At 60.0% G+C, this 22,202-nt stretch carries 22 protein-coding genes; 7 read left to right on the forward strand and 15 right to left on the reverse strand.

Features of this window, described 5'->3' with window-relative positions:
• The first annotated feature begins 2 nt into the window (after positions 1–2).
• Complete coding sequence (locus ACX80D_RS07225) at positions 3–683, forward strand: GNAT family N-acetyltransferase (protein ID WP_459321964.1); 681 nt, start codon at positions 3–5, stop codon at positions 681–683.
• A 155-nt stretch (positions 684–838) separates the two neighbouring features.
• Here ACX80D_RS07225 and ACX80D_RS07230 read toward each other — a convergent pair whose 3' ends face one another.
• The 8 genes from ACX80D_RS07230 to ACX80D_RS07265 all read right to left on the reverse strand — a co-directional run bounded on the left by ACX80D_RS07230 (position 839) and on the right by ACX80D_RS07265 (position 10,896).
• Positions 839–1,750 (reverse strand): dihydrodipicolinate synthase family protein, encoded by a 912-nt coding sequence (locus tag ACX80D_RS07230; RefSeq protein ID WP_459321965.1) that lies wholly within the window; start codon positions 1,748–1,750, stop codon positions 839–841.
• Between the two features lie 187 nt (positions 1,751–1,937).
• Positions 1,938–2,840, reverse strand: coding sequence for a pyridoxal 5'-phosphate synthase lyase subunit PdxS (gene pdxS / locus ACX80D_RS07235; RefSeq protein ID WP_459321966.1), 903 nt, complete (start codon positions 2,838–2,840; stop codon positions 1,938–1,940).
• A gap of 110 nt (positions 2,841–2,950) precedes the next feature.
• Positions 2,951–3,577 carry a phosphatidylinositol phosphate synthase gene (gene pgsA, locus ACX80D_RS07240; RefSeq protein ID WP_459321967.1) on the reverse strand — a complete coding sequence of 209 codons (627 nt, stop codon included), beginning with the start codon at positions 3,575–3,577 and terminating at the stop codon, positions 2,951–2,953.
• Positions 3,577–4,155, reverse strand: coding sequence for an HIT family protein (locus tag ACX80D_RS07245; RefSeq protein WP_459321968.1), 579 nt, complete (start codon positions 4,153–4,155; stop codon positions 3,577–3,579). The genes pgsA and ACX80D_RS07245 overlap by 1 nt, the downstream gene beginning before the upstream one ends.
• A complete protein-coding gene (thrS, locus tag ACX80D_RS07250; RefSeq protein ID WP_459321969.1) occupies positions 4,152–6,185 on the reverse strand; it encodes a threonine--tRNA ligase in 2,034 nt (677 codons plus the stop codon). The genes ACX80D_RS07245 and thrS overlap by 4 nt, the downstream gene beginning before the upstream one ends.
• Positions 6,186–6,315: 130 nt before the next feature.
• A complete protein-coding gene (locus tag ACX80D_RS07255; protein ID WP_459321970.1) occupies positions 6,316–6,936 on the reverse strand; it encodes a LysE/ArgO family amino acid transporter in 621 nt (206 codons plus the stop codon).
• 167 nt (positions 6,937–7,103) lie between these two features.
• Positions 7,104–10,514: a DNA polymerase III subunit alpha gene (locus tag ACX80D_RS07260; protein WP_459321971.1), complete on the reverse strand. Its 3,411-nt coding sequence runs from the start codon at positions 10,512–10,514 to the stop codon at positions 7,104–7,106.
• Complete coding sequence (locus ACX80D_RS07265) at positions 10,507–10,896, reverse strand: hypothetical protein (RefSeq protein WP_459321972.1); 390 nt, start codon at positions 10,894–10,896, stop codon at positions 10,507–10,509. The genes ACX80D_RS07260 and ACX80D_RS07265 overlap by 8 nt, the downstream gene beginning before the upstream one ends.
• 280 nt (positions 10,897–11,176) lie before the next feature.
• On the opposite strand from ACX80D_RS07265, the gene ACX80D_RS07270 reads away from it, so the two are divergent.
• Positions 11,177–11,680: a GNAT family N-acetyltransferase gene (locus tag ACX80D_RS07270; protein WP_459321973.1), complete on the forward strand. Its 504-nt coding sequence runs from the start codon at positions 11,177–11,179 to the stop codon at positions 11,678–11,680.
• A gap of 195 nt (positions 11,681–11,875) precedes the next feature.
• Here the strand turns inward: ACX80D_RS07270 and ACX80D_RS07275 are convergent, their stop codons facing one another.
• Entirely contained in the window at positions 11,876–12,601 is a 726-nt protein-coding gene (locus ACX80D_RS07275) for an SOS response-associated peptidase (RefSeq protein WP_459321995.1), read from the reverse strand.
• A 119-nt stretch (positions 12,602–12,720) separates the two neighbouring features.
• Here ACX80D_RS07275 and ACX80D_RS07280 point away from each other — a divergent pair, with 119 nt between their 5' ends.
• The 3 genes from ACX80D_RS07280 to ACX80D_RS07290 all read left to right on the forward strand — a co-directional run bounded on the left by ACX80D_RS07280 (position 12,721) and on the right by ACX80D_RS07290 (position 14,883).
• Entirely contained in the window at positions 12,721–12,978 is a 258-nt protein-coding gene (locus tag ACX80D_RS07280; protein WP_459321974.1) for a mycoredoxin, read from the forward strand.
• Between the two features lie 187 nt (positions 12,979–13,165).
• Positions 13,166–14,266: an S-(hydroxymethyl)mycothiol dehydrogenase gene (locus ACX80D_RS07285; protein ID WP_459321975.1), complete on the forward strand. Its 1,101-nt coding sequence runs from the start codon at positions 13,166–13,168 to the stop codon at positions 14,264–14,266.
• Positions 14,263–14,883 (forward strand): MBL fold metallo-hydrolase, encoded by a 621-nt coding sequence (locus ACX80D_RS07290; protein WP_459321976.1) that lies wholly within the window; start codon positions 14,263–14,265, stop codon positions 14,881–14,883. Before ACX80D_RS07285 ends, ACX80D_RS07290 begins: the two co-directional genes overlap by 4 nt.
• Before the next feature lie 108 nt (positions 14,884–14,991).
• On the opposite strand, the gene ACX80D_RS07295 is transcribed toward ACX80D_RS07290, so the two are convergent.
• The 3 genes from ACX80D_RS07295 to ACX80D_RS07305 form a co-directional block, all read right to left on the reverse strand.
• The gene (locus tag ACX80D_RS07295; protein WP_459321977.1) at positions 14,992–15,705 is read right to left on the reverse strand and encodes a lipoate--protein ligase family protein; all 714 of its coding nucleotides are present in this window, start codon (positions 15,703–15,705) and stop codon (positions 14,992–14,994) included.
• Complete coding sequence (locus tag ACX80D_RS07300) at positions 15,702–16,523, reverse strand: thioesterase family protein (RefSeq protein WP_459321978.1); 822 nt, start codon at positions 16,521–16,523, stop codon at positions 15,702–15,704. Before ACX80D_RS07300 ends, ACX80D_RS07295 begins: the two co-directional genes overlap by 4 nt.
• A 124-nt stretch (positions 16,524–16,647) precedes the next feature.
• Positions 16,648–17,229 carry a DedA family protein gene (locus ACX80D_RS07305; protein ID WP_459321979.1) on the reverse strand — a complete coding sequence of 194 codons (582 nt, stop codon included), beginning with the start codon at positions 17,227–17,229 and terminating at the stop codon, positions 16,648–16,650.
• Between the two features lie 67 nt (positions 17,230–17,296).
• Between ACX80D_RS07305 and ACX80D_RS07310 the strand changes: the two genes are divergently transcribed.
• The gene (locus tag ACX80D_RS07310) at positions 17,297–17,710 is read left to right on the forward strand and encodes an FAD-dependent monooxygenase (protein ID WP_459321980.1); all 414 of its coding nucleotides are present in this window, start codon (positions 17,297–17,299) and stop codon (positions 17,708–17,710) included.
• Between the two features lie 65 nt (positions 17,711–17,775).
• A complete protein-coding gene (locus ACX80D_RS07315; RefSeq protein ID WP_459321981.1) occupies positions 17,776–19,404 on the forward strand; it encodes an AMP-binding protein in 1,629 nt (542 codons plus the stop codon).
• A 37-nt stretch (positions 19,405–19,441) separates the two neighbouring features.
• Here ACX80D_RS07315 and ACX80D_RS07320 read toward each other — a convergent pair whose 3' ends face one another.
• The 3 genes from ACX80D_RS07320 to yiaA form a co-directional block, all read right to left on the reverse strand.
• A complete protein-coding gene (locus ACX80D_RS07320) occupies positions 19,442–20,536 on the reverse strand; it encodes a cytochrome P450 (RefSeq protein ID WP_459321982.1) in 1,095 nt (364 codons plus the stop codon).
• Positions 20,537–20,552: 16 nt separating this feature from the next.
• A complete protein-coding gene (locus ACX80D_RS07325) occupies positions 20,553–21,098 on the reverse strand; it encodes an NUDIX domain-containing protein (protein ID WP_459321983.1) in 546 nt (181 codons plus the stop codon).
• 74 nt (positions 21,099–21,172) lie between these two features.
• Positions 21,173–21,637, reverse strand: coding sequence for an inner membrane protein YiaA (yiaA, locus tag ACX80D_RS07330; protein ID WP_459321984.1), 465 nt, complete (start codon positions 21,635–21,637; stop codon positions 21,173–21,175).
• Positions 21,638–22,202: the final 565 nt, after the last annotated feature.

A 22,202-nucleotide genomic window follows, 5' to 3' on the forward strand; every position in this document is an offset into this window, starting at 1 on the left:
GCATGGTGACACTTGCAGATTGCCAAAGGACGCAGCATGCATGGTTCCGCGCACTAGCTGAGGCCACGGGCGGGCGGGCATTTTCCACTCACCGCATGGACTGGGTCTGGCTCCCGGAAACTAAGGAAATGTTGTGCCTGTTTCCCCAAGAAATTACCGACGCCGGCCTGCAGCCTGCTTTGGCCGAAGCCGAACGTCGCGGCGCTGCCACTGTCGGGGTGTGGATGAATGCCGCTGTCAGAGAAGGAATACTACCGGCGTACCGTTTTGAGCGCGGCTGGCAGCCTTGGTGGATGACCCGCGCCCTGGACGTTGAAAGCGTGGCGGCCGCAAGCGAGACTTCTGATGACCGGGTGGAGTTGACTTGTCTCGCGGACGATCAGGTGTGGCTGGCCACTGCCCGCACCGAAGACAACTGGGCGGGACGCTCTTACGCCTTTCTCCCGCCGAACCAACAGGGTGGAAAAAATCTGGCGGGCATCTTTGACATGGTGGTGGATCCAGAACATCGCCGCACCGGTCTCGGTACCGCTCTGCTGAATTCATTGGCCGAAGCTGCGTTCAACGCAGGCGCTGAGCACTTACTGCTCAACGCCACTCCTGACGGTCAACGGCTGTACCGCAACCGGGGCTTCGAACTCATCGGCAAGGGCCAAACGTGGTGGTTCCACCCGCCGCAGTAGCCCGCCACTCCAAACGCTAGCGCAGCAATGGTGGCTTTTTCAGGCACGCTAGCGCAGCAATGGTTGGAACATCAAGGACGCTATCTCACCCAAGGTTGGCAGGAAGTGACTTTGGCGTCGTCTTCTCCATCGCTGGTGCACTCAGGCTGGGGCACTCAGAATGAGCCGTTGGCTGCTTTGCCCAGCTGCCACGTTTCTTCCTGGGTCGCGGCGGCGTAGGGGCCACGAGGGCCCTGCGTCGGGACACCAATGACATTGGACAACGCGTGCAAGGCCCCAATTGGGTGCGGCATTCCAGCCAGTGACTGTGCAATGCGCTGCAACCTGGACAGCTCTGCACCCTGCTGCTTACCCGCACTGGCCTGCTGCCACACCCGCACGTAATCACCCGGCAGCAACGCGGCCAGTCCTGTATGCCAAGCGTCAGCTGTGGGCAGTTCGGCCAACAGTTGAACGTCTGAGCTCAAACCCAGAGAAAAGTCCGTGCCAACGGCCTCTCGTAGCTGCTGCACACGTGCGGCTACGTTCTCCCGCCGCATGGTTTCTTTAACTGCCACCACGTTGGAATGAACCGCCAGGTAGGCCAAGGTGTCAGGACTGAGGTCATATTGGGTTTGCGCCGGTTTGTTGTAAAAACATATCGGTAGGGATGTCGCTTCAGAAAGCGTCAAGAATAATGTGCGCACCTCCGCATCCGAGAGCGGAAGATACGAAAATGGCGCCAGCACCAGTCCGGCGACACCTGCCCGTTCAGCGTCTTTTGCCAAGGCCACTATTTCCAGCGTCGACGGCGCACTGACGGCTGCGTATACCGGCAGAGCCGTCTTCAGGACATCAACCGTGTTAGCAACCCTGCTAGCTACCTCCACAGCAGTCAGCACTACGGACTCCCGCTCAGCCCGGTTGAACGTCACACCAGCACCGGAGGTAGCCAGGACTGTAACACCAGATAAGCCTGCCAAGGCGCAGTTGCCCACTAGGTGAGCCAAGGCGCCCAAGTCAGGTTCGTCGTCGTGCTTCAAGGGCGTGATGGGGTAGCCAAGAAGACCGGTAAAAAGCTGTTGCATGAAGGCTCATCCTTGGAGGGGAAGTGGGATAGCGTCGAAGAAAATCACACCATTGATGCGATAGCGTCGAAAAAGCAGAAGAAGCAGAAGAAGACGAAGCCGCAGCAGCAGAAGATGTCTGCCGGTTAAAGCGGCGGCACCGGGGTACTTTCGTACCTCCGGTGCCGCCTTACCTGCTCTACGGAGGTTACCAGCCGCGCTCGGCCAGGCGATGCGGCTCGGGGATGTCGGCCACATTGATACCCACCATGGCCTCGCCCAGTCCACGAGAGACATTGGCAATCACGGAGGGGTCATCGAAGAACGTTGTGGCCTTGACCACGGCAGCTGCGCGCTGGGCCGGGTTGCCGGACTTGAAGATACCGGAGCCAACAAACACGCCGTCGGCACCGAGCTGCATCATCATGGCGGCATCAGCCGGGGTTGCAATGCCACCGGCGGTGAACAGCACCACGGGAAGCTTGCCAGCCTGGGCAACTTCCTTCACGAGCTCGTACGGGGCCTGCAGTTCCTTGGCGGCAACATACAACTCATCCGCCGGCAGGGCTGCCAGCTGGGCGATCTGGGTACGGATCTTGCGCATGTGGCCGGTGGCGTTGGAGACATCGCCGGTGCCGGCTTCACCCTTGGACCGGATCATGGCAGCACCCTCGTTGATGCGGCGAAGCGCCTCACCGAGGTTCGTGGCGCCACAGACGAAAGGAACCTTAAAGTTCCACTTGTCGATGTGGTGCTCGTAATCGGCCGGGGTCAAAACCTCGGACTCATCCACGAAGTCCACGCCAAGGGACTCCAAGACCTGCGCCTCAACGAAGTGTCCAATACGGGCCTTGGCCATAACGGGGATGGACACCGCGGCAATGATGGCGTCAATCATGTCCGGATCGCTGGCGCGTGAAACGCCACCCTGGGCTCGAATATCGGCCGGGACCCGCTCCAGCGCCATGACGGCTACGGCGCCGGCATCTTCGGCAATCTTGGCCTGCTCAACGTTGACCACGTCCATGATGACGCCGCCCTTGAGCATGTCGGCCATGCCGCGCTTGACCCGGCTGCTGCCGGTGACAGGTGTTACCTCAGGTGTAGACACAAAAAACCCCTCTGGGAAGGAACGGAAAGTTATTCACGAACCCGTGAACGTGACATGTTTCACGGGTGGAATTAGTCTAAACCGGGCCCCAGAGGGGATAAAAATAAGTGTTACTGTCCTTGCGACGCAACCGCCGCCATGGCCTGACGGCGTACAGTTCCCATCCGTTGAAATACCGTTACCAGGCTGGCGATGGCTAGCAGGACAAGCACGACGGCGAGCACGGCTTCGGGGATTCCCAGGCCTACCAGCCCGGTCGCCACGAGAACCACCACGAGCCGGTCCGAACGCTCGGCGATGCCGACATTTGCGGTCATCCCCAATCCCTCGGCACGTGCCTTGGCGTAGGAGACGATGGATCCCAGCACCAAGCAGGTCAGGGCCATGGCGGCGATGAAGTGGTTGTTGCCACCGGTATAGAACCATATGACGATTCCGGCGAAGACCGCCCCGTCCCCCACCCTGTCAAGGGTGGAGTCCAAAAAGGCGCCCCAGGGGCCCGAACGGCCAAGCATGCGCGCCATCAGACCATCAACAATGTCCGAGAACACAAAGACGGTAATCACTACGGTGCCCCAGAACAGTTCACCCAGCGGGTAGCCGATCAGTGCGCCCGCGGCCACACCTAGGGTCCCGATGATGGTCACGGCATCGGGTGAGACCTTCAGCCGCACCAGCAGTGCTGCGATGGGAGTGAAGATGGCGGCGAAAAGTGCCCGGGCATACTTGTTCAGCATTACTGTCCTAGGTCCGTGTTATTCCAGGCGTCTGCCACTTGCTGGCGAACATCACCAAGGGTTTGGGTGATGGCCTTGGTGCCGGCAATGATGGGCAGGAAGTTTACGTCCCCGCCCCATCGCGGAATGATGTGTTGGTGTAGGTGCGCGGAAATACCGGCGCCGCCTGTGACACCTTGATTCATGCCCAAGTTGAACCCTGATGGCTTGGAAACAGCGCGCAACACCCGCATCGCTTTCTGCGATAGCGCAGCGAATTCTGCTGTTTCGTCGAGGGTCAGGTCCGTGTAGTCGGGCACGTGCCGGTAGGGACACACCAAGATGTGCCCCGGGTTGTAGGGGAACAAATTCAAGATCACATAGGCCAGCTCGCCGCGGTGCACAATGAGCGATTGTTCATCGCTACGTTCGGGCGCCTCGCAGAACGGGCAATCATGCTTCCCGCTAACTTGTTCCTGCCCACCCTTGACATAGGCGAGCCGGTGGGGCGTCCAGAGTCGTTGGAAGGCGTCCGGAACCCCTGGGAGTTCAAAATCATCAACGACAACGGGCTCCGACGCCCCACCGTGGTCGCTCACGCCGTACGGTTCCGAACTGCTTCGACAATGCGGCGAACAGCTTCTTCAACGGCTACACCGTTGTCCTGGCTGCCATCCCGGAAGCGGAAGGACACTGCGTTGGCATCGGCGTCGTCACCGCCAGCAATCAGGACGAACGGGATCTTGTCCTTGGATGCCGTGCGGATCTTCTTCGGGAAGCGGTCGCTGGAGATGTCCACCTCGGCACGGATACCGGCCTTCTTCAGCTGCGCGACGACGTCGAACATGTAATCGTTGAACGCCTCAGCCACGGGGATGGCCACGACCTGGACCGGGGACAGCCAGGCCGGGAACGCGCCTGCGTAGTGCTCAGTCAGCACACCCATGAAGCGTTCCACAGAACCGAAAAGCGCACGGTGGATCATGACGGGGCGCTGACGCGTGCCATCGGCAGCCTGGAATTCAAGCTCAAAACGCTCGGGCAGGTTGAAATCCAGCTGGATGGTGGACATCTGCCAGGTGCGGCCCAAGGCATCCTTAGCCTGCACGGAAATCTTGGGACCGTAGAATGCCGCTCCGCCGGGATCGGCAACCAGCTCCAGACCGGATTCCGTGGCAACTTCTTCCAGGGTGCGGGTGGCTTCATCCCAAATGGCGTCATCGCCCACAAACTTTTCCGGATCCTTGGTGGAGAGTTCCAGGTAGAAGTCCTCCAAGCCGTAGTCCTTGAGTAGGGACAGTACAAAGTTCAGAGTCTCGGTGAGCTCATCCTTCATCTGATCTTTGGTGCAGTAGATGTGAGCGTCATCCTGTGTCATGCCGCGCACGCGTGTCAGTCCGTGGATCACACCGGACTTCTCGTAGCGGTAGACCGAACCGAATTCGAACAGACGCAACGGCAGTTCGCGGTAGGAGCGTCCGCGGGAGCGGAAGACCAGGTTGTGCATGGGGCAGTTCATGGGCTTGAGGTAGTAGTCCTGGCCGGGCTTGCGCACCGTGCCATCCTCGTTCAGCTCAGCATCAACATGCATGGGAGGGAACATGCCATCGCGGTACCAGTCAAGGTGGCCGGAGACCTCGTAGAGGTGGCCCTTGGTGATGTGCGGGGTGTAAACAAACTCGTACCCAGCCTCGACGTGGCGCTGACGTGAGTAGTCTTCCATCTCCTTGCGGATGATGCCGCCCTTGGGGTGGAAGATGGGCAGGCCCGATCCCAGCTCGTCAGGGAAGGAGAACAGATCCAATTCTACACCGAGCTTGCGGTGGTCGCGACGCTCAGCTTCAGCAATGCGCTCTTGGTAGGCCTTCAGGGCATCCTTAGTGGGCCATGCCGTTCCGTAGATGCGCTGCAGTTGCTGGTTCTTCTGGTTGCCCAGCCAGTAGGCGGCGGAGGTACGGGTCAGGGCGAAGGCGTTGGAGATCAGCTTCGTGTTGGGCAGGTGCGGGCCGCGGCACAGATCGCACCAAACCTCTTCACCGCTCTTGCGATCAATGTTGGAGTACAGGGTGATGTCCCCCGCACCAACCTCGACGTTGACGCCTTCGGCGGCGTCAGCAGCGTCGTCGTTCTTCTTGCCCAGCAGCTCCAGCTTGTACGGCTCGTTGGCCATAGCCTCGCGGGCTTGCTCCTCGGTGACAACGCGGCGAGCGAACTTCTGGTTTTGATTGACGATCTTGAGCATCATCTTCTCAAGGGTCTTGAGATCTTCGGGGGTGAAGGGCTCGGCCACATCAAAGTCGAAGTAGAAGCCGTCGGTGATGTACGGGCCAATGCCGAGCTTGGCGTCGGGGCGCAGCTGCTGCACGGCCTGGGCCATGACGTGGGCGGTGGAGTGGCGAAGCACATCCAGTCCGTCGGGGGAATCAATCGTGACCGATTCCACAGCAGCGCCGTCTTCCAAAACCGCGGCAAGGTCCTTCAAAACCGCGTCGACTCGCATGACAACAACGTCTCGGCGTTCAAAGAACAGCTCCGCTCCGGTGGTGCCTGTGGCCACCGTAGTCGTCTCGCCGTCGACATTAATGGTGATCTGTGAATCCACTGGCACTGGTAACTCCTTGTTTGTCATGTATGGCTCCTTATCCAAGCAACATACGGGGGTTGCTGTGAGCCTCTTCGATGGTATCGGTTCGCCGGGGCCCCAACCAACCCGGGCACCGCCACGGCGGGGAACCCAAGCGTCCTGCCTAGGTTCCCGATCAGCCCGAGGCCAGCATGGCCAAACCCAGAACCACCATGACCGCTGCTGTCCCAGCATCCAACAATTGCCACGCCTGCGGTTTGGCAAATATGGGGCGCAACACTGCTGCGCCGTACCCCAGCGCCGTGAACCAGAGCAGACTGGCAGCAAAGGCCCCTAGCCCAAACCCCCAGCGCATCTGTCCGTGGACGCTGGCCAGGGAACCCAGAAGCAGCACGGTGTCTAGATACACGTGGGGATTCAGCCACGTCACAGCCAACACCGCGAGCAGGACAGCCTTTGTGGTGAGGGCGATTCCGCGGCTGGGATGCAGTCCGCCGCTAACCCGCAGACAACGCCTTCCCGCCAAGGCGGCGTAGACAAAAAGGTATCCGGCCCCGCCAACCCGGGCTGCGACTTCCATTGCCGGCACAGCCCGCAGCACTTGGCCAACCCCAGCAACGCCCACGGCTATGAGGACCACATCACTGAGTAGGCACACCCAGACCACCAGTCCAACATGGTCACCGCGGAGCCCCTGCCGCAACACAAACGCACTCTGCGCACCGATCGCTATGATCAGTGCCAGCCCTGTGCCCAACCCCGCAAGTGCTGCTGCCAGGAACTCAGTGCTCTGCATCTGACGGCTTTTCTGTGACGACTGAGGTCCGTCAGTTACGGCTAATAGGAGTCTCCGCCAGCACCGGAGAAGGGTTGAGAACTTGATTCTTACCTCAGTATGCATCTCCCGGCGGTGCTTGGCATCAGTGCTGACGCCAATTTATTTCATGATTTTCGTCCGGGTGGCTAGCCGGCCCCCAGGGGCACGCGCGGCAGCGGCAGCGAGGCGGTGTCCTGCAGGTCCCACGCCTCCAACGCCTGGATTGTGATGCCGCGGGGGCCGGTGCGCCGGGTCACCCCACGGATCAACAGCATTCGGGTGCCAAAGAGTAATGGCCCGGACTTCTCCTGCGCCTCGGTAAAGAAGGTGCTGTCCACGCATCCGGTGCCGTCATCAATGCTGATGAAAACCACCCGTTTTCCACTTTTCATGGGCGGAGTTTGAGTAGCCACCCGCACCCCCGCCACCAATACTTCGCTGTTGTTGCGCAGCCCCAGAAGCTCCTGCGCCCGGCGCACACCCAGGCGGTCCAGCAGGGGCCCATAGCTTTCCATGAGGTGGCCGCTTACATCAAGGGACAGCAGGTCCAGCTCCGTCCCCACGGTTTCGGCCAACCCGGGCTCGGGGTACTCGGCTGCGAGCGCACCCAGTTCTACATCATCCATGGGTAGCGAGAGTTGCCCGGCGATGGGTTCTTTGCGTTTACTCCCATGGTGCGCCGGCAGACTATTGACGTGGGCTACCAGGTCTGCACGATTGGCGGTGTTACCCGTACGCTTCTTGGCTTGGCGGTGTAGTGAGTCTAGGGCGCCCAGCTGTGCCAAACGTTTCAGGATTGGCCGGCTGAGTCTGGCCCGGTCCCGCAGTTCTGCGAGGGAGTTGTAGGGCTGGCCGGCCACGATTCGTTTCAGTTCTGTGGCGGAAAGTCCATATACCCCGGCCAGACTCAGCCGCACTCCGGTCTCCCCCGTGCCGGTGCGTTCGGCGTGGTATTCGCCGGCGCTGGCGTTGATGTCCAGCGGCAGGATGGGGATGCCCATGCGTCGAGCTTCGGCGACGAGTAGGCGGCGCGGGTACATGCCCGGATCGTGCTCCCAGAGTCCGGCCATGAACTCTGCCGGATGGTGAGCCTTGAGCCAGGCCGATTGATAGGTGGGTACGGCAAAGGCGGCACCATGGGCTTTGCAGAAGCCGAAGCTGCCAAAGGCGGCCAAGGTCCCCCAGACTTCCTGGATGACGGCGGTGCTGTATCCCTGAGCGGCGGCTTTGTCTCTGAAGTACTGCTCCACAACAGGTTCGACGGCGGGATTCCCCAGCCCGCGACGGAACTCGTCGGCACGGGAGAGAGTGCAACCGGTCATGATGTGCAAGGTTCGCAGCACTTGTTCATGGAACACCGTCACCCCGTGCGTTTCTTCAAGGGCGGGTATGAGGTCCACGTGGGCGTAGTATGGCGTGGCGAACCCGGCTCGGCTTTCCAGAAAGGGCTTAACCATGTTGGATTGCATGGGCCCGGGGCGGAAGAGGGAAATGTCGATGACAAGATCACTGAACTCGGTGGGAGCCATCTTGCCTATTAGCTCCCGCTGCCCCGGCGATTCGATCTGGAAGCACCCCAGCGTGTGAGTGCTACGGATCAGCTCAAAGGTGGGTTCGTCGTCGAGCGGTACGGCGTCAAGATCAATGGCACCGCCCTCTCCTATGAACGGCGCATCACCAGCGTGACCGCCGCTGGCGGCTACAGATTCCCGTGAGGGGTGTAGCTTGATGATCTCCCGCACAGCGTGGGCCATGGCGCTCTGCATACGCACGCCTAAGACATCGAGCTTGAGCATACCCATGGCGTCCATGTCGTGCTTATCGAACTGGCTCATGGGCAGGCCCATTCCGCTGGGTTGCACGGGGGTGCGGTCCAGCAGGCTGGAATCACCCAGGATCACGCCGCACGGATGCATGGAGATGTGCCGGGGCAAGCTATCCAGACGTTGAGTGATGTCTACCAGAAGGTCCAGCTGGGGTGCGGGGCCTTCCTGACTCTCAGTGACAAAACGGGACTGGCGTATATGGGCGGCCAGCTCACGCAGTTCCGGCTTTTCCTCTAGGGCCTCCCGGAAGGAGCCAGCCGAGAACCGCCACAGCTGTTTGGCAATCTGGTCAATCTCACCCTTCTCCACACCTAATGCCAAGCCCGCATCCCGCACGGCGCCCCGCGCCCGGTAACTGTTTTGCATACTCATCAGGGTCACCCGTTTGGGCCCGAAGCGCTCAAAGATGGCCCTGTAGACGTTGTGCCGCTGCGCACTTTCCACGTCCAAGTCAATATCGGGCAGGGTTGCCCTGTCACTGGAGAGGAACCTCTCAAAGAGGAGGTCATTGGCCAGGGGGTCCACCGCGCTGATCCCCAGCAAGTAATTAACTAACGACGATGCACCGGAACCTCGTGCGGCTCGGCGCACCCCCATGGTGCGGATCATCTCCGATACCTCAGCCACGGTGAGAAAATACGATTCAAAGCCCAGCTCAGAGATAGTGTCCAGCTCTACCGACAATCTATCCTTGGCCTTTTCCAGATTGCTGGCCGAAAGCCCGGAAAAGCGTTCGAGCAGAGCCGACTCCGTGCGCTGCTGCAATTCCTTGCCGGCAGGTTGACTAAGACCAAGCACATCGCTTTCCGGTGTGCGTGGCTGTTTCCAGCCCAGATCTTTTTGCGGATCGAGCCGGCACTTATCCGCCAGTTGCGCCGTGTTAGTCCACAACTGATTCAGCCCAGAGTTACCGTAGCCACCGTAGTCCGCAATGTCCCGGACCACTTTCTCCATCTGAGCGGAGCTTTTCAACCACGCCTGCCCCGTGGGCTGCAGGTCCTCCAGTTGACCCAAGGGGGCAATGTTTCTGGCAGCATCGAGCACGTCGGCCACCGGCGCGTCCTCCGGCCCGCCATAGCGAACGGCGTTACTCAAGACCGCAGGAACATCAAACTCTTGCGCCAACTTCACCATGCGCACCGCATGGGTAGTGCTCAAAGGCGCCCCAGGGGTGTTGAGGTGGCTGGCTATTTCCGCCACGAGGGAGCCCACGGGCATGGCTTCGCGCCACTGCTTGAATTTGCTGCGGGGCAGTAGATATTTTCGGCTCTCCATGGCTCGGCCCACAGGCGAATGCGGGCCGAGCAAAACGGTCAGCACTGGGTGTCCGGTCGCCGGGTCAAGAACGCCCTGAGCCAGCTGCTCTAAGGACAGCCCTACAGGCATCTTGGGCTGGTGGTGGGCAAGCGAGATCAGCCGGCACAGAGCCCCATAACCAGCTCCCGGATGCCCTGCGGCCCCGCCGTGGGCCAACACCACAACCCGCCCGGCAACTGCCGGGCCGCGCTCCCCTTCTTCAACAACAGCTAGGTCAACCCCGATGATCGGATCAATACCGGCAGCCATACACGCCTTGACATGCTTAACCGCCCCATACAGCCCATCCCTATCGGTAATGGCGAGGGCATCGGCGCCGTCAGCGGCAGCCACCTGGGCCAGATCATCGGGCCAGGACACCCCATAATGAGCACTGAAAGCCGTGGCGACATGAAGGTGAATGAAATTACGCACTATCTTCACCCTCCGCAGTGTTTATCTCTACTGCGTCGGCCTCTACTGCGTCAGTCTCTAAGGGCTCGGGTTCAGGCTCCGGCTCCACCCGTGTATGAACTTTGATGACACGCCAGCGCAGGCTGGGCCGGTACAACACCACATCTAGTGTCAAGATACCGGGTTCGCCTTCACGAACCACCTGCAATCGCCAGATTTGAGTGTCCACATAGCCCACCCCTTCACCCGGGCGCAGACTCGTATGGTCCTGCCACCAAGGGCGGCGCTGATACCAGCTCTGGGGTTTGGCAACAATCTCGTGGCAGCGCCCGCGCCACCACATCCGCACTGGATCCCCGTCAGGGGAGCATTCCATGGTGACGGCCTCAGTAAAGGTGCCCATGTGCGTACTCCAATCTCCACCCGGCAAGGACAACCATGAGATACGTTCTGGGTAGACACAATTTTATTAGTACATATCTTCGAATGAATTTAAGTGTACGCTCAATTTCACGCGACACCCATCCGCCACCTTGGGAAGAAGTACCAGCGCGGACACCAAACGAGTGCACAAAACGTTATCTAGCTAGATGGCTGACAACACATCTTGCGTCTAGCATGGGCTTATGGCTACCGACTGAGCCCATGCCGGCAGGCGCCACAACAACTTAAAGGAGCGTTCCATGACTGACATGGTCACCCTCATAGCCAAAACCACACCACTTGAACGGGATCTCAAAATTACGTCCCGCACAGTTCAGGAAACCGACATCACCCGCCTCGGTGAGCTCTATTTCAGCGCTTATGACGCAGGATCCGCTGCAGAGTCACTGGAAGCCGCCTTGGCTGACATGAAGGCATCGTACGCCGGTAAATACGGCCAATTCCTTCCCGAAGCCTCACATGTAGCCCTGGACGACGACGGAAAAATTGTCGCCGCCGTACTGGTCGTTGAGCATGCCCTGGGAAATGACACCCCGGATGCTCCCTTCATCATCGAGCTGATCACCGACCGCGAGCACCGCCGTCGTGGCTTAGCTGAGGATTTGGTCTTGGCCACACTGGACACTCTGTTCAACAATGGTCACAAGGACGTTGCCCTGCGCGTTGAAGCCAACAACTCTGCAGCCCTAGCCCTGTACCTCTCGCTAGACTTCCGCCGCTGGTCCCCCGAAGATGACGACTAAGTAGGCTTCTGCGGGGCCTCCCTGGAACTTCCACGCAGCAGCACACGGACTTCATGACCTTAGATGACAGGGATTTTACGCGATCACGGGAGTTTCATCTCACAGAGCGCGATCATAGGCTGATCCGTGGATAGCGCCGGTACCGTCACCCTTTAGCGGCGGGAAGCAGCGGGGATCGGCGACAACGGTAAAGCACTACAACGCAATGGCCTCGATAAGTTCGGGGCCATTGTTGCGTACATTGCCAACCGCAGCGCTGACCGGATCAAGCACCCAATCAGCGGCCAGCGGCCACGCTTCTGCGAGCGCACCCTCCAGCACCACGCCGGGAGCATTGTTGGCTGGATCCAGCCATTTCGCCAACGCCTCCGTGCTTAGCGGCACTGGTAGACGATCATGCAGGGTGGCCAGCTCTCCTTCGGGCGGGGATGCCATGGTGAGGATGGTGGTGCTCAACAGCCACTGATCGAGCGCACCCTCAGCTTTGGATGGGTCCTTCCACCACTCATACAGGCCGGCAAAAACAATCAGGGAGCCATCCGCAGAGTGAACAAAGTACGGCTGTTTACTCTTGCCGTCCGGGGACTTCTTCCATTCGTAATAGCCCTGCACAGGAACCCCACAGCGCCGTGCCTTGATAGCCGCACGGAACGTGGGCTTTTCCTGGACGGTCTCACTGCGGGCGTTGAAGGCACGCACCCCCACGGCAGGATCCTTGGCCCAGCCAGGGACCAGCCCCCACTTAGCCACATGCACCTGCCGGTGCACAGCGCCCTCAATGAGGCGCTCCAGCACAATGGGCACATCAGTGGTGGGGGCAACGTTGAAAGAGGCTCGTAATTCCAGCGAGGCCTCGGCTTCTGCTTCCAACTCCGCGACTAGGTCTCCCACAGCCCGGGCCATGACATAACGTCCACACATGTCATCCATGGTGGCACAGCTTTCCCCTACCGGGCATAGCTGTCCTAGGAATATCCCCTGCGCCCGGTAGCGTTGTCACAGATACCAACCGTAAATTTTTTCCTCAAGGAGCATCCACCGTGGATTTCACCCCCGACGCCGGCACCATCACCATGTTCTCCACCACCTGGTGTGGCTACTGCAAACGCCTGAAGAAGCAGCTGGATGCCGAAGGTGTCGGCTACACGGAGATCAACATTGAAGATGTACCCGGGACGGCCGAGCTCGTGGAAAGCCTGAACAACGGTAACCAGACTGTGCCCACGGTCCTGTTCCCGGACGGCTCCGCAGCCACCAACCCCTCACTGAAAGATGTCATGGCCAAGCTGGGCGTCTAGCCACGTTCGGCAAGGCAGGTTGTCTGGACGCCACCATCCTGCCGTCGCTTTCTAGCTGCCCGGGCCAACCTGCCGAGTCCTCAGCGGCGACTACCTTGCAGAGACTCGTTAGGCACTATATCCGTGTAGTCTTTCAGCAACCCCAATGGATGTTCCCGAGACGGAACACAGCGCTTAAGGAGCTCTCATGGTTAACAAAACTGTTCACAAGGTCAAGGGCGCAGTGGTGCTAAGCAAGAACGCACCCGTCACCATAGAAACCATTCTGGTCCCGGATCCGGGCCCGGGCGAGGCACTGGTTGACATCTTGACAAGTGGCGTTTGCCACACAGACCTGCACTACAAGCAGGGTGCCATCAATGATGACTTCCCGTTCCTGCTGGGCCACGAGGCCACCGGCGTTGTCAGTGCCGTCGGCGAGGGCGTCACCAACGTCGTTCCAGGGGACCGGGTCATCTTGAACTGGCGTGCCGTGTGCGGCAACTGCCGCGCCTGCGCCAAGGGCCAAGCCCAGTACTGCTTCAACACCGCCAACGCCACACAGAAGATGACACTCGAAGATGGCACTGTCCTCTCCCCTGCACTGGGCATTGGCGCGTTCATTGAAAAGACCCTCGTCGCCGCAGGCCAGTGCACCAAGGTCGACGCCGATGTGGACCCCTCCGCTGTGGGCCTGCTCGGCTGCGGCGTCATGGCCGGCATTGGTGCTGCCATCAACACCGGTGGCGTCAAGCGCGGTGACACCGTCGCTGTGATCGGCTGTGGCGGCGTTGGCGCCGCAGCAATTGCCGGTGCAGCCCTGGCCGGGGCCACCACCGTCATCGCCGTGGACCGCGATCCCAAGAAGCTTGCAGCAGCACTAGCCCTGGGCGCAACTCACACCGTGGATGCCTCCACCGAAGATGCGGTTCTCGCTATTCAGAGCCACACCGGCGGATTCGGGGCAGATGTGGTGATTGACGCCGTCGGACGTCCCGAGACCTACAAGCAGGCTTTCTACGCCCGCGATCTGGCCGGCACCGTGGTTCTGGTAGGCGTACCCACACCTGAGATGACGCTGGAACTTCCGCTGCTGGACGTGTTTGGTCGCGGCGGCTCGCTGAAGTCATCCTGGTACGGCGATTGCCTACCCTCGCGCGATTTCCCCATGCTCGTGGAGCTTTACAAGCAGGGCAAGCTGGATCTTGATGCGTTTGTCAGCGAACGGATCACCATCAACGACATTGAAGATGCGTTCGCCAAGATGGGTGAAGGCTCAGTCCTGCGATCGGTGGTGGAATTCGCATGAGCGCGCGGATTGAAAATCTCGTGACCTCCGGAACGTTCTCGCTAGATGGCGGAACGTGGGATGTGGATAACAACGTCTGGATCGTTGGTGACGACAGTGCTGTTTTTGTGATTGATCCCGCGCACGACGCCGCTGCTATCGCCGCCGCTGTGGGTACCCGCACGGTCAAAGCCGTACTGCTGACGCACGGACACGACGATCACATCCGCTACGCCCGCGAGTTCGCCACCTTGGTGGGCGCGCCGGTGCTGATGAACGCCGCCGATCAGATGCTCTGGGAAGACATCTACCCGGGAACTACACCGGATGGCACCATTGTTGACGGTGAGCGTTTCGAGATTGCCGGAACCTCCCTGACAGCACTGCACACCCCAGGGCACTCCCCCGGATCAACATGCTTCTACGCTGCGGATCTAGGCACCGTTTTCTCCGGAGACACCTTGTTCAACGGTGGCCCTGGCGCCACAGGCCGCTCCTACAGCGACTTCCCCACGATCGTTGCCTCCATCACGCAACGGCTGCTGACGCTGCCGGGCGAAACAGTGGTCAACACCGGACACGGAGATTCAACCACCATTGCCGCCGAAGCGCCGGGAGTCTTGGCTGCCGAGGTATAAGAACCACGCCCTAACGTGACTTCCGCCCCCGTCCCCCATATCCACTGTCCGTAGAACGGGCGCGGATCTGGGGGCGGGGGCGGTTTCGTTTATGAAGTCCGGATCAACTTAGCGGTGAACAAGTTCGGCGTGCTGCGCGTACGCTGCCAGGACTGCCGCTTCTACGTCGTCCACCGTCAGCCCCGGGCGCAGGTCATCGGCGGCCCCGGCCGTTGCCGGATCCCAATCTAGACTCAGCGCCGCATAGGTATCGGTCAAGACTGCACGAATAGGCGCTGAGTTCTCGACAACGATGACCGAGCTGAACAGCCAGGCACCAGCCACAACTCGCTGAGCGGTGCCGACGAGCTTGATACTGTGGGCCGTTCCGCGCCCGTAAACGCTAAATTCTCCTGGGCAATATTCGCCCGGGATCTCTCCCACACCAGCGTCGACGCCCAGTGATGTCAGGGCCTGGGTGAACAGCTCAGCAAAAAAGGCAAAGCGGGCCTTGGCGCCCAGGATGGCATCATCCTCACGTTGAATGTGATCCACCACCAAGGTGCCTTGATGATAGGCGGCAGCCCGGCCACCGGCTTTGCGCACTACCGGCAGGAAGCCATTTTTGCGCGCCGCTTCTTCGGCAGCCGGAAAACCCGGCAGTTTGGCGTCACGTTGCCCAAAGGCCACAGTAGGTTCGGGCCGGTAAAAGCGCAGCATGGCTTCTCTGGCCTCGGTTTTGACCTCATTCAAAAGTTCCAAGGCATAGTTGAGGTCTACGTCAGCACCGCGGTTGGCCAGCTGACGGTGCACTTCCAAAACTGGTGCCAGCAAAGTACTCACTGTGCGTGTGGGACGGGCCGGACCGTCAGGATCTGTTCGGAACGCCCAAAGGGCCCAGTAATATCGTGAAGCACTGACGATGTCAGCCCTACACCATCGGAACCGATCGTGACGTGAGTGGCCAAACCCAGCCATTCGCCCACCGGCTCACGGTAGAGATGGATGGAAAGGTCCACATTGGGGTACATCCAGCCGCCCGGTTCCGGATTCATCCGAGCAGCCACACCGTTAGCACTGTCGGCCAGACCCAGCAGACGAACCAGCGCCGAGGAGTGCTCTCCGCCGTCGAGCATGGTGTAGGGACTGTGCAACCAGGCACGGCCATGTCCGGGGCGGTGGTCGGGCAGCGAGCGGCCTTCGAGCGTCTTGATGAAACCGCCGGGCCAGGTGCTCATCCCGTCCCAGGGAAGTGCATCTTCCACGCTGCCGAGGGGTTCGTCCTCATAAGCTTCAACTGCGGTGGTGTCATTTTTTTGCAGGCGCCAGGCCGTGGCGCGTACTGCCGCCCGGCCCTGTGCCAGTAACTCCACCTGCAGGAGTTCAATGGTCTTACCTGGGCGCAGCAGTGTGGTTTCAAGGGTGAATTCGCCAGCTGGAATGAGCCCGAGGATGTCAAAGTTAATCCGCACCAGGCGCATGTCTGCGCGATGCTGGAACTGCTCCAATGCGTGGACCATTATGCCGGCCACGGGTGCCATGTGCTGCTCATGGGGATTCCAAGCACCTTGGGTATGAGCCGTTGACTCATAACGATTCCCGCCGAGATGGCGATAGTACGAGGTGGCTTCGACGGCAGTAAGTGTTGTGGTGTCCTCCATGGCAACGACTCTACCGCCAGCCACCGCGCGTGCTGCAATTCACCGCGGGAGGGTTCCGTAAGCCGCCCAACAACCGTAAGCGATACCGGCGTTAGTCGGTGTTAGCCGGCGTTAGCTGAGAGCGTTAGGCCTCGGCCGCTTTGGGATCGCTGATTTCCATGCCCATGACGGGGCAGTCTTCCATGGCGCTCTTATCCAGTTTGCGGGTACGTGAGACGCGGTAAAGGTGAACTCCAAGAATCACAGCCCCAACGGCCAGTACCAGCCCCACGATGGCCAGCGGCGAACCCGCAGCCGCAGCAATGGCTGCGTCAAATGCGGCCAAGCCAATCGTGGCGTAAATGCAAGCCCAGGCAATGGAACCAACCACTGTTGCGGGGATATAGCGGCGCAACGGCATGCGGCCTAGACCGGCTGACATGTTGATGGCTGTCTGGATACCAATGGTCAAAAAGCTGACGCTGACGGCGGGTGCGCCCCAACGGGCAATGATTTTTTCTGCTCGCTGGGCAGAGGGAGAGTCTAAGTGTTTTTGCAATTTGGTCTTGCGACCGCCGGCTGCAAGACCGCGACCGGCCCAGTAGGTGCCATTGGAACGCAACATCACAATGACGAACAGGATCAGGAAAGCCCACACAAAAGGAAGAGAAACAATGCCATCCATCATGAGTGTGACGTACCCCCGGGAAGAAGATAATATAGCCACAGAATTCTGCGGTATTAGCCTTACCTTATCTCATTGTGATTCAGCCCGCTAAGCCGCACGTCGCCAAGTGACAAGACTCATCTATGCGATCGTCACAGAGGGCGATCATGAAGCGCAGGCATGGAGCTGTTCCCAGGCCGGAGCGGCGCACGCCATGAGCCCCGTCTTCGGCGTGGGAGTGAACTATGCCGCGCAGGACGCCGTTGCCGCAGCCAGACTGCTGGCCCCTCCCCTGCTGGCAGGATCAGCTACGGATGCCGCCGCTTCACAGCTCCAGCGCCGGCGTCACCGTCCAGTGCGGCTAATGCAGCCACTGCAGCAGCGTGTCCACAGTCCGCTCGCCATGGAACACTCGGACACACCACTGCGTCCATGGCAGGCACGTCTGGCCACTCTGGCAGCTAAGGCCGTCCAACCCATCACGGCCCGCGTGGTGGGCCGCGGCTTCTTGCCCGAGAAACTCCATGATGGCCGTCTGTAAAACCACACCTAGAAATATTATGTGAGTTAGCGCACATTAACTCAAGCCCGTACTAGCATCGTCATATGACCACAGAAGTTCATGACTCCCAGACGTCCGGCTCCACCACCACAGCTCTGCTTGAGGAAACTATTGGTGAGAACTTTCAGAAAGTTGCGCTGAGATTCCCAGACCGGGATGCTCTGATCGACAGGCCCTCCGGCCGCCGCTGGAGCTACGCAACGCTAAACCACGACGTCGATGCCCTAGCCCGCGGCCTGCTCGCCGCCGGCCTGACCAAGGGAGATCGCGTAGGCATTTGGGCGCCCAATGTGCCCGAGTGGGTGCTGCTGCAGTACGCAACCGCCAAGATTGGTGCCATCCTGGTCAACGTTAACCCGTCCTATCGGGTTCATGAGTTGAGATATGCCGTTCAGCAATCGGGCATGGCCATGATTGTGGCTCTGCCCGAATCCAAGGGAACCGATTATCAGGCCATGGTGGACCAGATCCTGCCAGAGAGCCCTGCGCTAACGACTGCCATCTACATCGGCACGCCATCGTGGGATGCGCTCGTGGCAGGCGGAGAAGCACAGCCAGCAGACGCCGTCGAACGTGCCATGGCAACGCTGGAACCTAGCGATCCCATCAATATTCAGTACACCTCCGGCACCACCGGCTACCCCAAAGGCGCCACGCTGAGCCACCGGAACATCCTGAATAACGGCTTCTTCGTCACCGAAACCATCGGCTTCACAGAGCATGACAGGCTATGCGTTCCGGTACCTTTCTACCACTGCTTCGGCATGGTCATGGGCAATCTAGGCGCCACCACCCACGGTGCAGCGATCATCATTCCGGCAGCGGCCTTCGATCCTGCGGCCACATTACTCGCCGTGCAGGAGGAGCGCTGCACCGCCCTGTACGGGGTGCCCACCATGTTCATTGCCCAACAGAACCTAGCCAATTTCTCCAGCTACGATCTCTCCACCCTGCGCACCGGCATTATGGCCGGCTCGCCCTGCCCGGTGGAAGTCATGAAGCGCTGCATCAATGAGATGCACATGGAGGGCGTCTCCATCGCTTACGGCATGACGGAGACCTCGCCGGTGTCGATGCAGACTCTCATGGACGACGACGTGGCCCACCGGACCGAGACCGTTGGCCGGGTGCACCCTCACCTTGAGATCAAAATCGTGGACCCCTCCACGGGTGAGACCGTCCCGCGCGGAACCCCGGGTGAGTTCTGCACGCGCGGCTATTCGGTGATGCTGGGCTATTGGAAAGATCCAGAGAAGAGTGCCGCAGCGATTGATCCAGAGCAGTGGATGCACACCGGCGATCTGGCTGTCATGTATCCCGATGGTTACGTCAACATTGTGGGGCGCATCAAGGATATGGTGATCCGTGGCGGAGAAAACCTGTACCCGCGCGAGATCGAAGAGTTCTTGTACAAACACCCCGATATTGCCGATGTTCAGGTGATCGGCGTACCCGATGAGCGTTACGGTGAAGAACTGTGCGCTTGGCTCCTCATGAAGCCCGGAGCCACACCTCTGGATGCCGCAGCCATCGCCGCCTACTGCGACGGCCACCTATCCCGCCACAAGGTCCCGCGCTATGTGCTGGCCGTGAACGAATTCCCCATGACCGTCACCGGCAAAGTACGCAAAATGGACATGCGGCAACAGACCATCGAGATCTTGGGGTTGTAGCCGCCGCTCGCCTGCGAGGGGTCCGCGGCCCGGCACTCTACTTTTTGTGGACGATCACGTTGACGCTGCGGAATCCTGCCAGCGGGGCGGTTTCGCGAGTATTCTCGGCTCCCGGCGCGGGCACAATGGCCGTGGTCCGCGCCAAGAGTTCAGTGGTGGCGGCGCGCAGTTCCATGGTGGATAAATCGCGGCCAGGGCAGACATGTTTGCCTACGCCGTACACCAGGTTCTTGGACGCATTCTCTTCTGGCCGATACTCATCCGGGTCACCGAAAACCTCAGGATCCCGGTTGGCCAAGACCCAATCCAGGTACACGCGCTGCCCCTGTGCCAGATGGTGTTCGCCCACAGTGACATCACTGGTGGTTTTGCGCCGGTTGGAGAGGAAAGGGTTATCGATGCGCAGCATCTCATCGATGGCTGCATCAATAAACGCGTGGTCATCGAGCCGGTTGCGTAACTCATCCTGCAGATCTGGATGTTCTGCCAGATGGTTCACCACAGTGCCCACGCACCGGGAAATAGTCCCCAGATCCCCCGCGGTCCAGTTGCGCAGGATGCTGACAATCTCGGTAGCCAACAACGGAACGTTACCCACAAAATCATGGGCGAGCTCATCTGTGGGATCAAGTGCGGTACCGCGTCCACCAATCCGTCCCATGCGACGCGTGTTGACCAGGTCGGTGATGATCGTATCGAAACGCCGGGCAATTTCAGTGGTCTGGGCTAGGTCGCCCGAACGGGTGGCATCGTGATTGTCAGACATCCACTGCAGCAGCGGTTCTTCCAAAGCGGCCGGCCAGCCCAACCATCGGCTTTGCGCGCGGACGGCGAACCTGCGGCCAAATCCGCCCACCACCTCCACGCTCTCGCCGTCCGCAATGTCCTCGATGAGCTCTACAGCCACCGCGCGGCACATGGGTTCCAGTTCTGCCGAACGCTGGGGGCTCATGTACTTATCCACCACGGCACGGTAACGGGTGTGCTCCTCACCGTCCATGCCGTAGGGTACATTCAAGTGCGCGGACACCTGCGAAGAGAATGTCTGCGCGTCCAATGCTGCGGCCACCACGTCCTTGTGGCGCCGTAGCCACACCGGAGCAAGTGGCGGGGTGGGTGAATTTTCAGTCATGGCCTCTCCTAAGAATTCATGCCAACAAACGGCGCCGGAGCTCAGTCCATGCGGCAGCGAAGCCTGGGTGCAGCGGACGTTGAGCTACGTCGTCGGGCATGACCCATTCCAAGGCAAGGCTCTCAGGGTCACTAATGACGGCCTCGAACGGATCCGTCGCGTTGACTGCCACGGTGGTGTAGCGCCAGTAGCCAACGTCGTAGACCGAGGTGAAGAGCAGTTCCACATTCTCCCGTGGCACCCCTGCCTCTTCCCAGGATTCGCGCAGTGCACCATCTACGGCACTTTCACCTTCGTGAAGCGCTCCCCCGGGAAGGCCCCACGTGCCGCCGTGGTGAGACCAGATTGCTCGGTGTTGCAGCAAGACTCCACGTTCGGCGTCGAACACTAAAAGACCCGCGGAGCCAAACGTGCCCCAGAATTTCCCAGCCTCGCCCTCAACCCAGGCGTCGCCGGAATCGCGCGGACCGATGATTTTCCCCGGACGCACAATAGCCGCGGCATCACGAACGAATTCGGCTGCCGCGGCACTTTGATGCGCGTGGGTATTTTCCTGTTCCATAGACTTCACGGTATCAATTCCACACCATTGTTACTTGTGCGACTACGTTCGTTTCGTCTTTTGGTTGATTCTCTTTACTGCTCTAGGTTTTCAAGGAATCTGTTGCCCGGCTTCGGAGCCTGCTCGGGATAGACAGCCCGGTGAGCGGCAAGGTCACGGATGTTTTTCTGCACCGCCACGACCGCGAACAGACTCATTGCGAATCCGATGCCATAGAAGCCCTTCTCCGATAACAGCAGGTTGGCGTTCCAGAGGCCAATGGCAAGCAATAGGAGCGAGGCCAGCAGCGCAAACCAAGAGATACCCATGTAAATGGACGTCACGGGAATTTCTTCAGCCCTATCCCGGACGGCTTTCTGCAGGGATACCGCGGCGAAGAGCCCAAACAGAAAAACGGTGAGATAGAAGCCCTTCTCATTAAGCTCCATCTTGGCGTTCCAGAGGCCTACGAAGTAGACCCCCATTCCCAGCCCCAACGCGATCCACGATGCGCCAATGAACGCTCCTGTGGGTTTTCCCAGCTGATTTGATTCGCTCATGTCCCGCGTGCTCCTATGTCGATGACTAGCTGATGCTGTCAGTGTTGATACATCATCATAAGTTGAGTATCGCGCTTTCACACTAATTAGTCCATCATATGGCTAAACCGCTGAGATTCCCTCTATGGCGGGGCCGCAGCACATAGATCACCGTGCTCGTAACGCGATCTGCCACGGCCGGGAACCCTCCCACTAGAGTGACGCCACGGCCTTCAGAATGATGACAACTGCAGTGAGAGTTCAACTGATTGGCCCGCACGGATGCTGACACCAAATTCAACCCCATTGTCGACTCACCGCGGGCAATCGAGTAGGAGGGGCGGGTTTCCCGCCCCTCCTCTCACACCACCGTACGTGCGGGCCTCGCATACGGCGGTTCGCTAGGTCGTTGAAAGCGATCCCATGCATCGCGAAAGAGAATGAGGCCAATATCTACCCAGTATTGGTTGGGTAGTGCCCGTTGAAGCACAGGGGAACCAGCAATACGCCAGTATGCTCTACTGCTCATGCCCCATTGATAGGCCAGATCCGGCCGTATCCCGAGACGTCGCAGATTCACTACCCG

Source organism: Arthrobacter sp. Sr24 (assembly GCF_054511175.1).

What these genes read in the sequence shown, in the direction of transcription:
- ACX80D_RS07315 (WP_459321981.1), top strand. Translation starts at nt 17,776, where the DNA reads ATGACCACAGAAGTTCATGACTCCCAGACGTCCGGCTCCACCACCACA.
- ACX80D_RS07320 (WP_459321982.1), bottom strand. Translation starts at nt 20,536, where the DNA reads ATGACTGAAAATTCACCCACCCCGCCACTTGCTCCGGTGTGGCTACGG.
- ACX80D_RS07300 (WP_459321978.1), bottom strand. Translation starts at nt 16,523, where the DNA reads ATGGAGGACACCACAACACTTACTGCCGTCGAAGCCACCTCGTACTAT.
- ACX80D_RS07270 (WP_459321973.1), top strand. Translation starts at nt 11,177, where the DNA reads ATGACTGACATGGTCACCCTCATAGCCAAAACCACACCACTTGAACGG.
- yiaA (WP_459321984.1), bottom strand. Translation starts at nt 21,637, where the DNA reads ATGAGCGAATCAAATCAGCTGGGAAAACCCACAGGAGCGTTCATTGGC.
- ACX80D_RS07255 (WP_459321970.1), bottom strand. Translation starts at nt 6,936, where the DNA reads ATGCAGAGCACTGAGTTCCTGGCAGCAGCACTTGCGGGGTTGGGCACA.
- ACX80D_RS07285 (WP_459321975.1), top strand. Translation starts at nt 13,166, where the DNA reads ATGGTTAACAAAACTGTTCACAAGGTCAAGGGCGCAGTGGTGCTAAGC.
- ACX80D_RS07275 (WP_459321995.1), bottom strand. Translation starts at nt 12,601, where the DNA reads ATGTGTGGACGTTATGTCATGGCCCGGGCTGTGGGAGACCTAGTCGCG.
- thrS (WP_459321969.1), bottom strand. Translation starts at nt 6,185, where the DNA reads ATGACAAACAAGGAGTTACCAGTGCCAGTGGATTCACAGATCACCATT.
- ACX80D_RS07325 (WP_459321983.1), bottom strand. Translation starts at nt 21,098, where the DNA reads ATGGAACAGGAAAATACCCACGCGCATCAAAGTGCCGCGGCAGCCGAA.
- ACX80D_RS07230 (WP_459321965.1), bottom strand. Translation starts at nt 1,750, where the DNA reads ATGCAACAGCTTTTTACCGGTCTTCTTGGCTACCCCATCACGCCCTTG.
- ACX80D_RS07225 (WP_459321964.1), top strand. Translation starts at nt 3, where the DNA reads ATGGTGACACTTGCAGATTGCCAAAGGACGCAGCATGCATGGTTCCGC.
- ACX80D_RS07290 (WP_459321976.1), top strand. Translation starts at nt 14,263, where the DNA reads ATGAGCGCGCGGATTGAAAATCTCGTGACCTCCGGAACGTTCTCGCTA.
- ACX80D_RS07265 (WP_459321972.1), bottom strand. Translation starts at nt 10,896, where the DNA reads ATGGGCACCTTTACTGAGGCCGTCACCATGGAATGCTCCCCTGACGGG.
- pgsA (WP_459321967.1), bottom strand. Translation starts at nt 3,577, where the DNA reads ATGCTGAACAAGTATGCCCGGGCACTTTTCGCCGCCATCTTCACTCCC.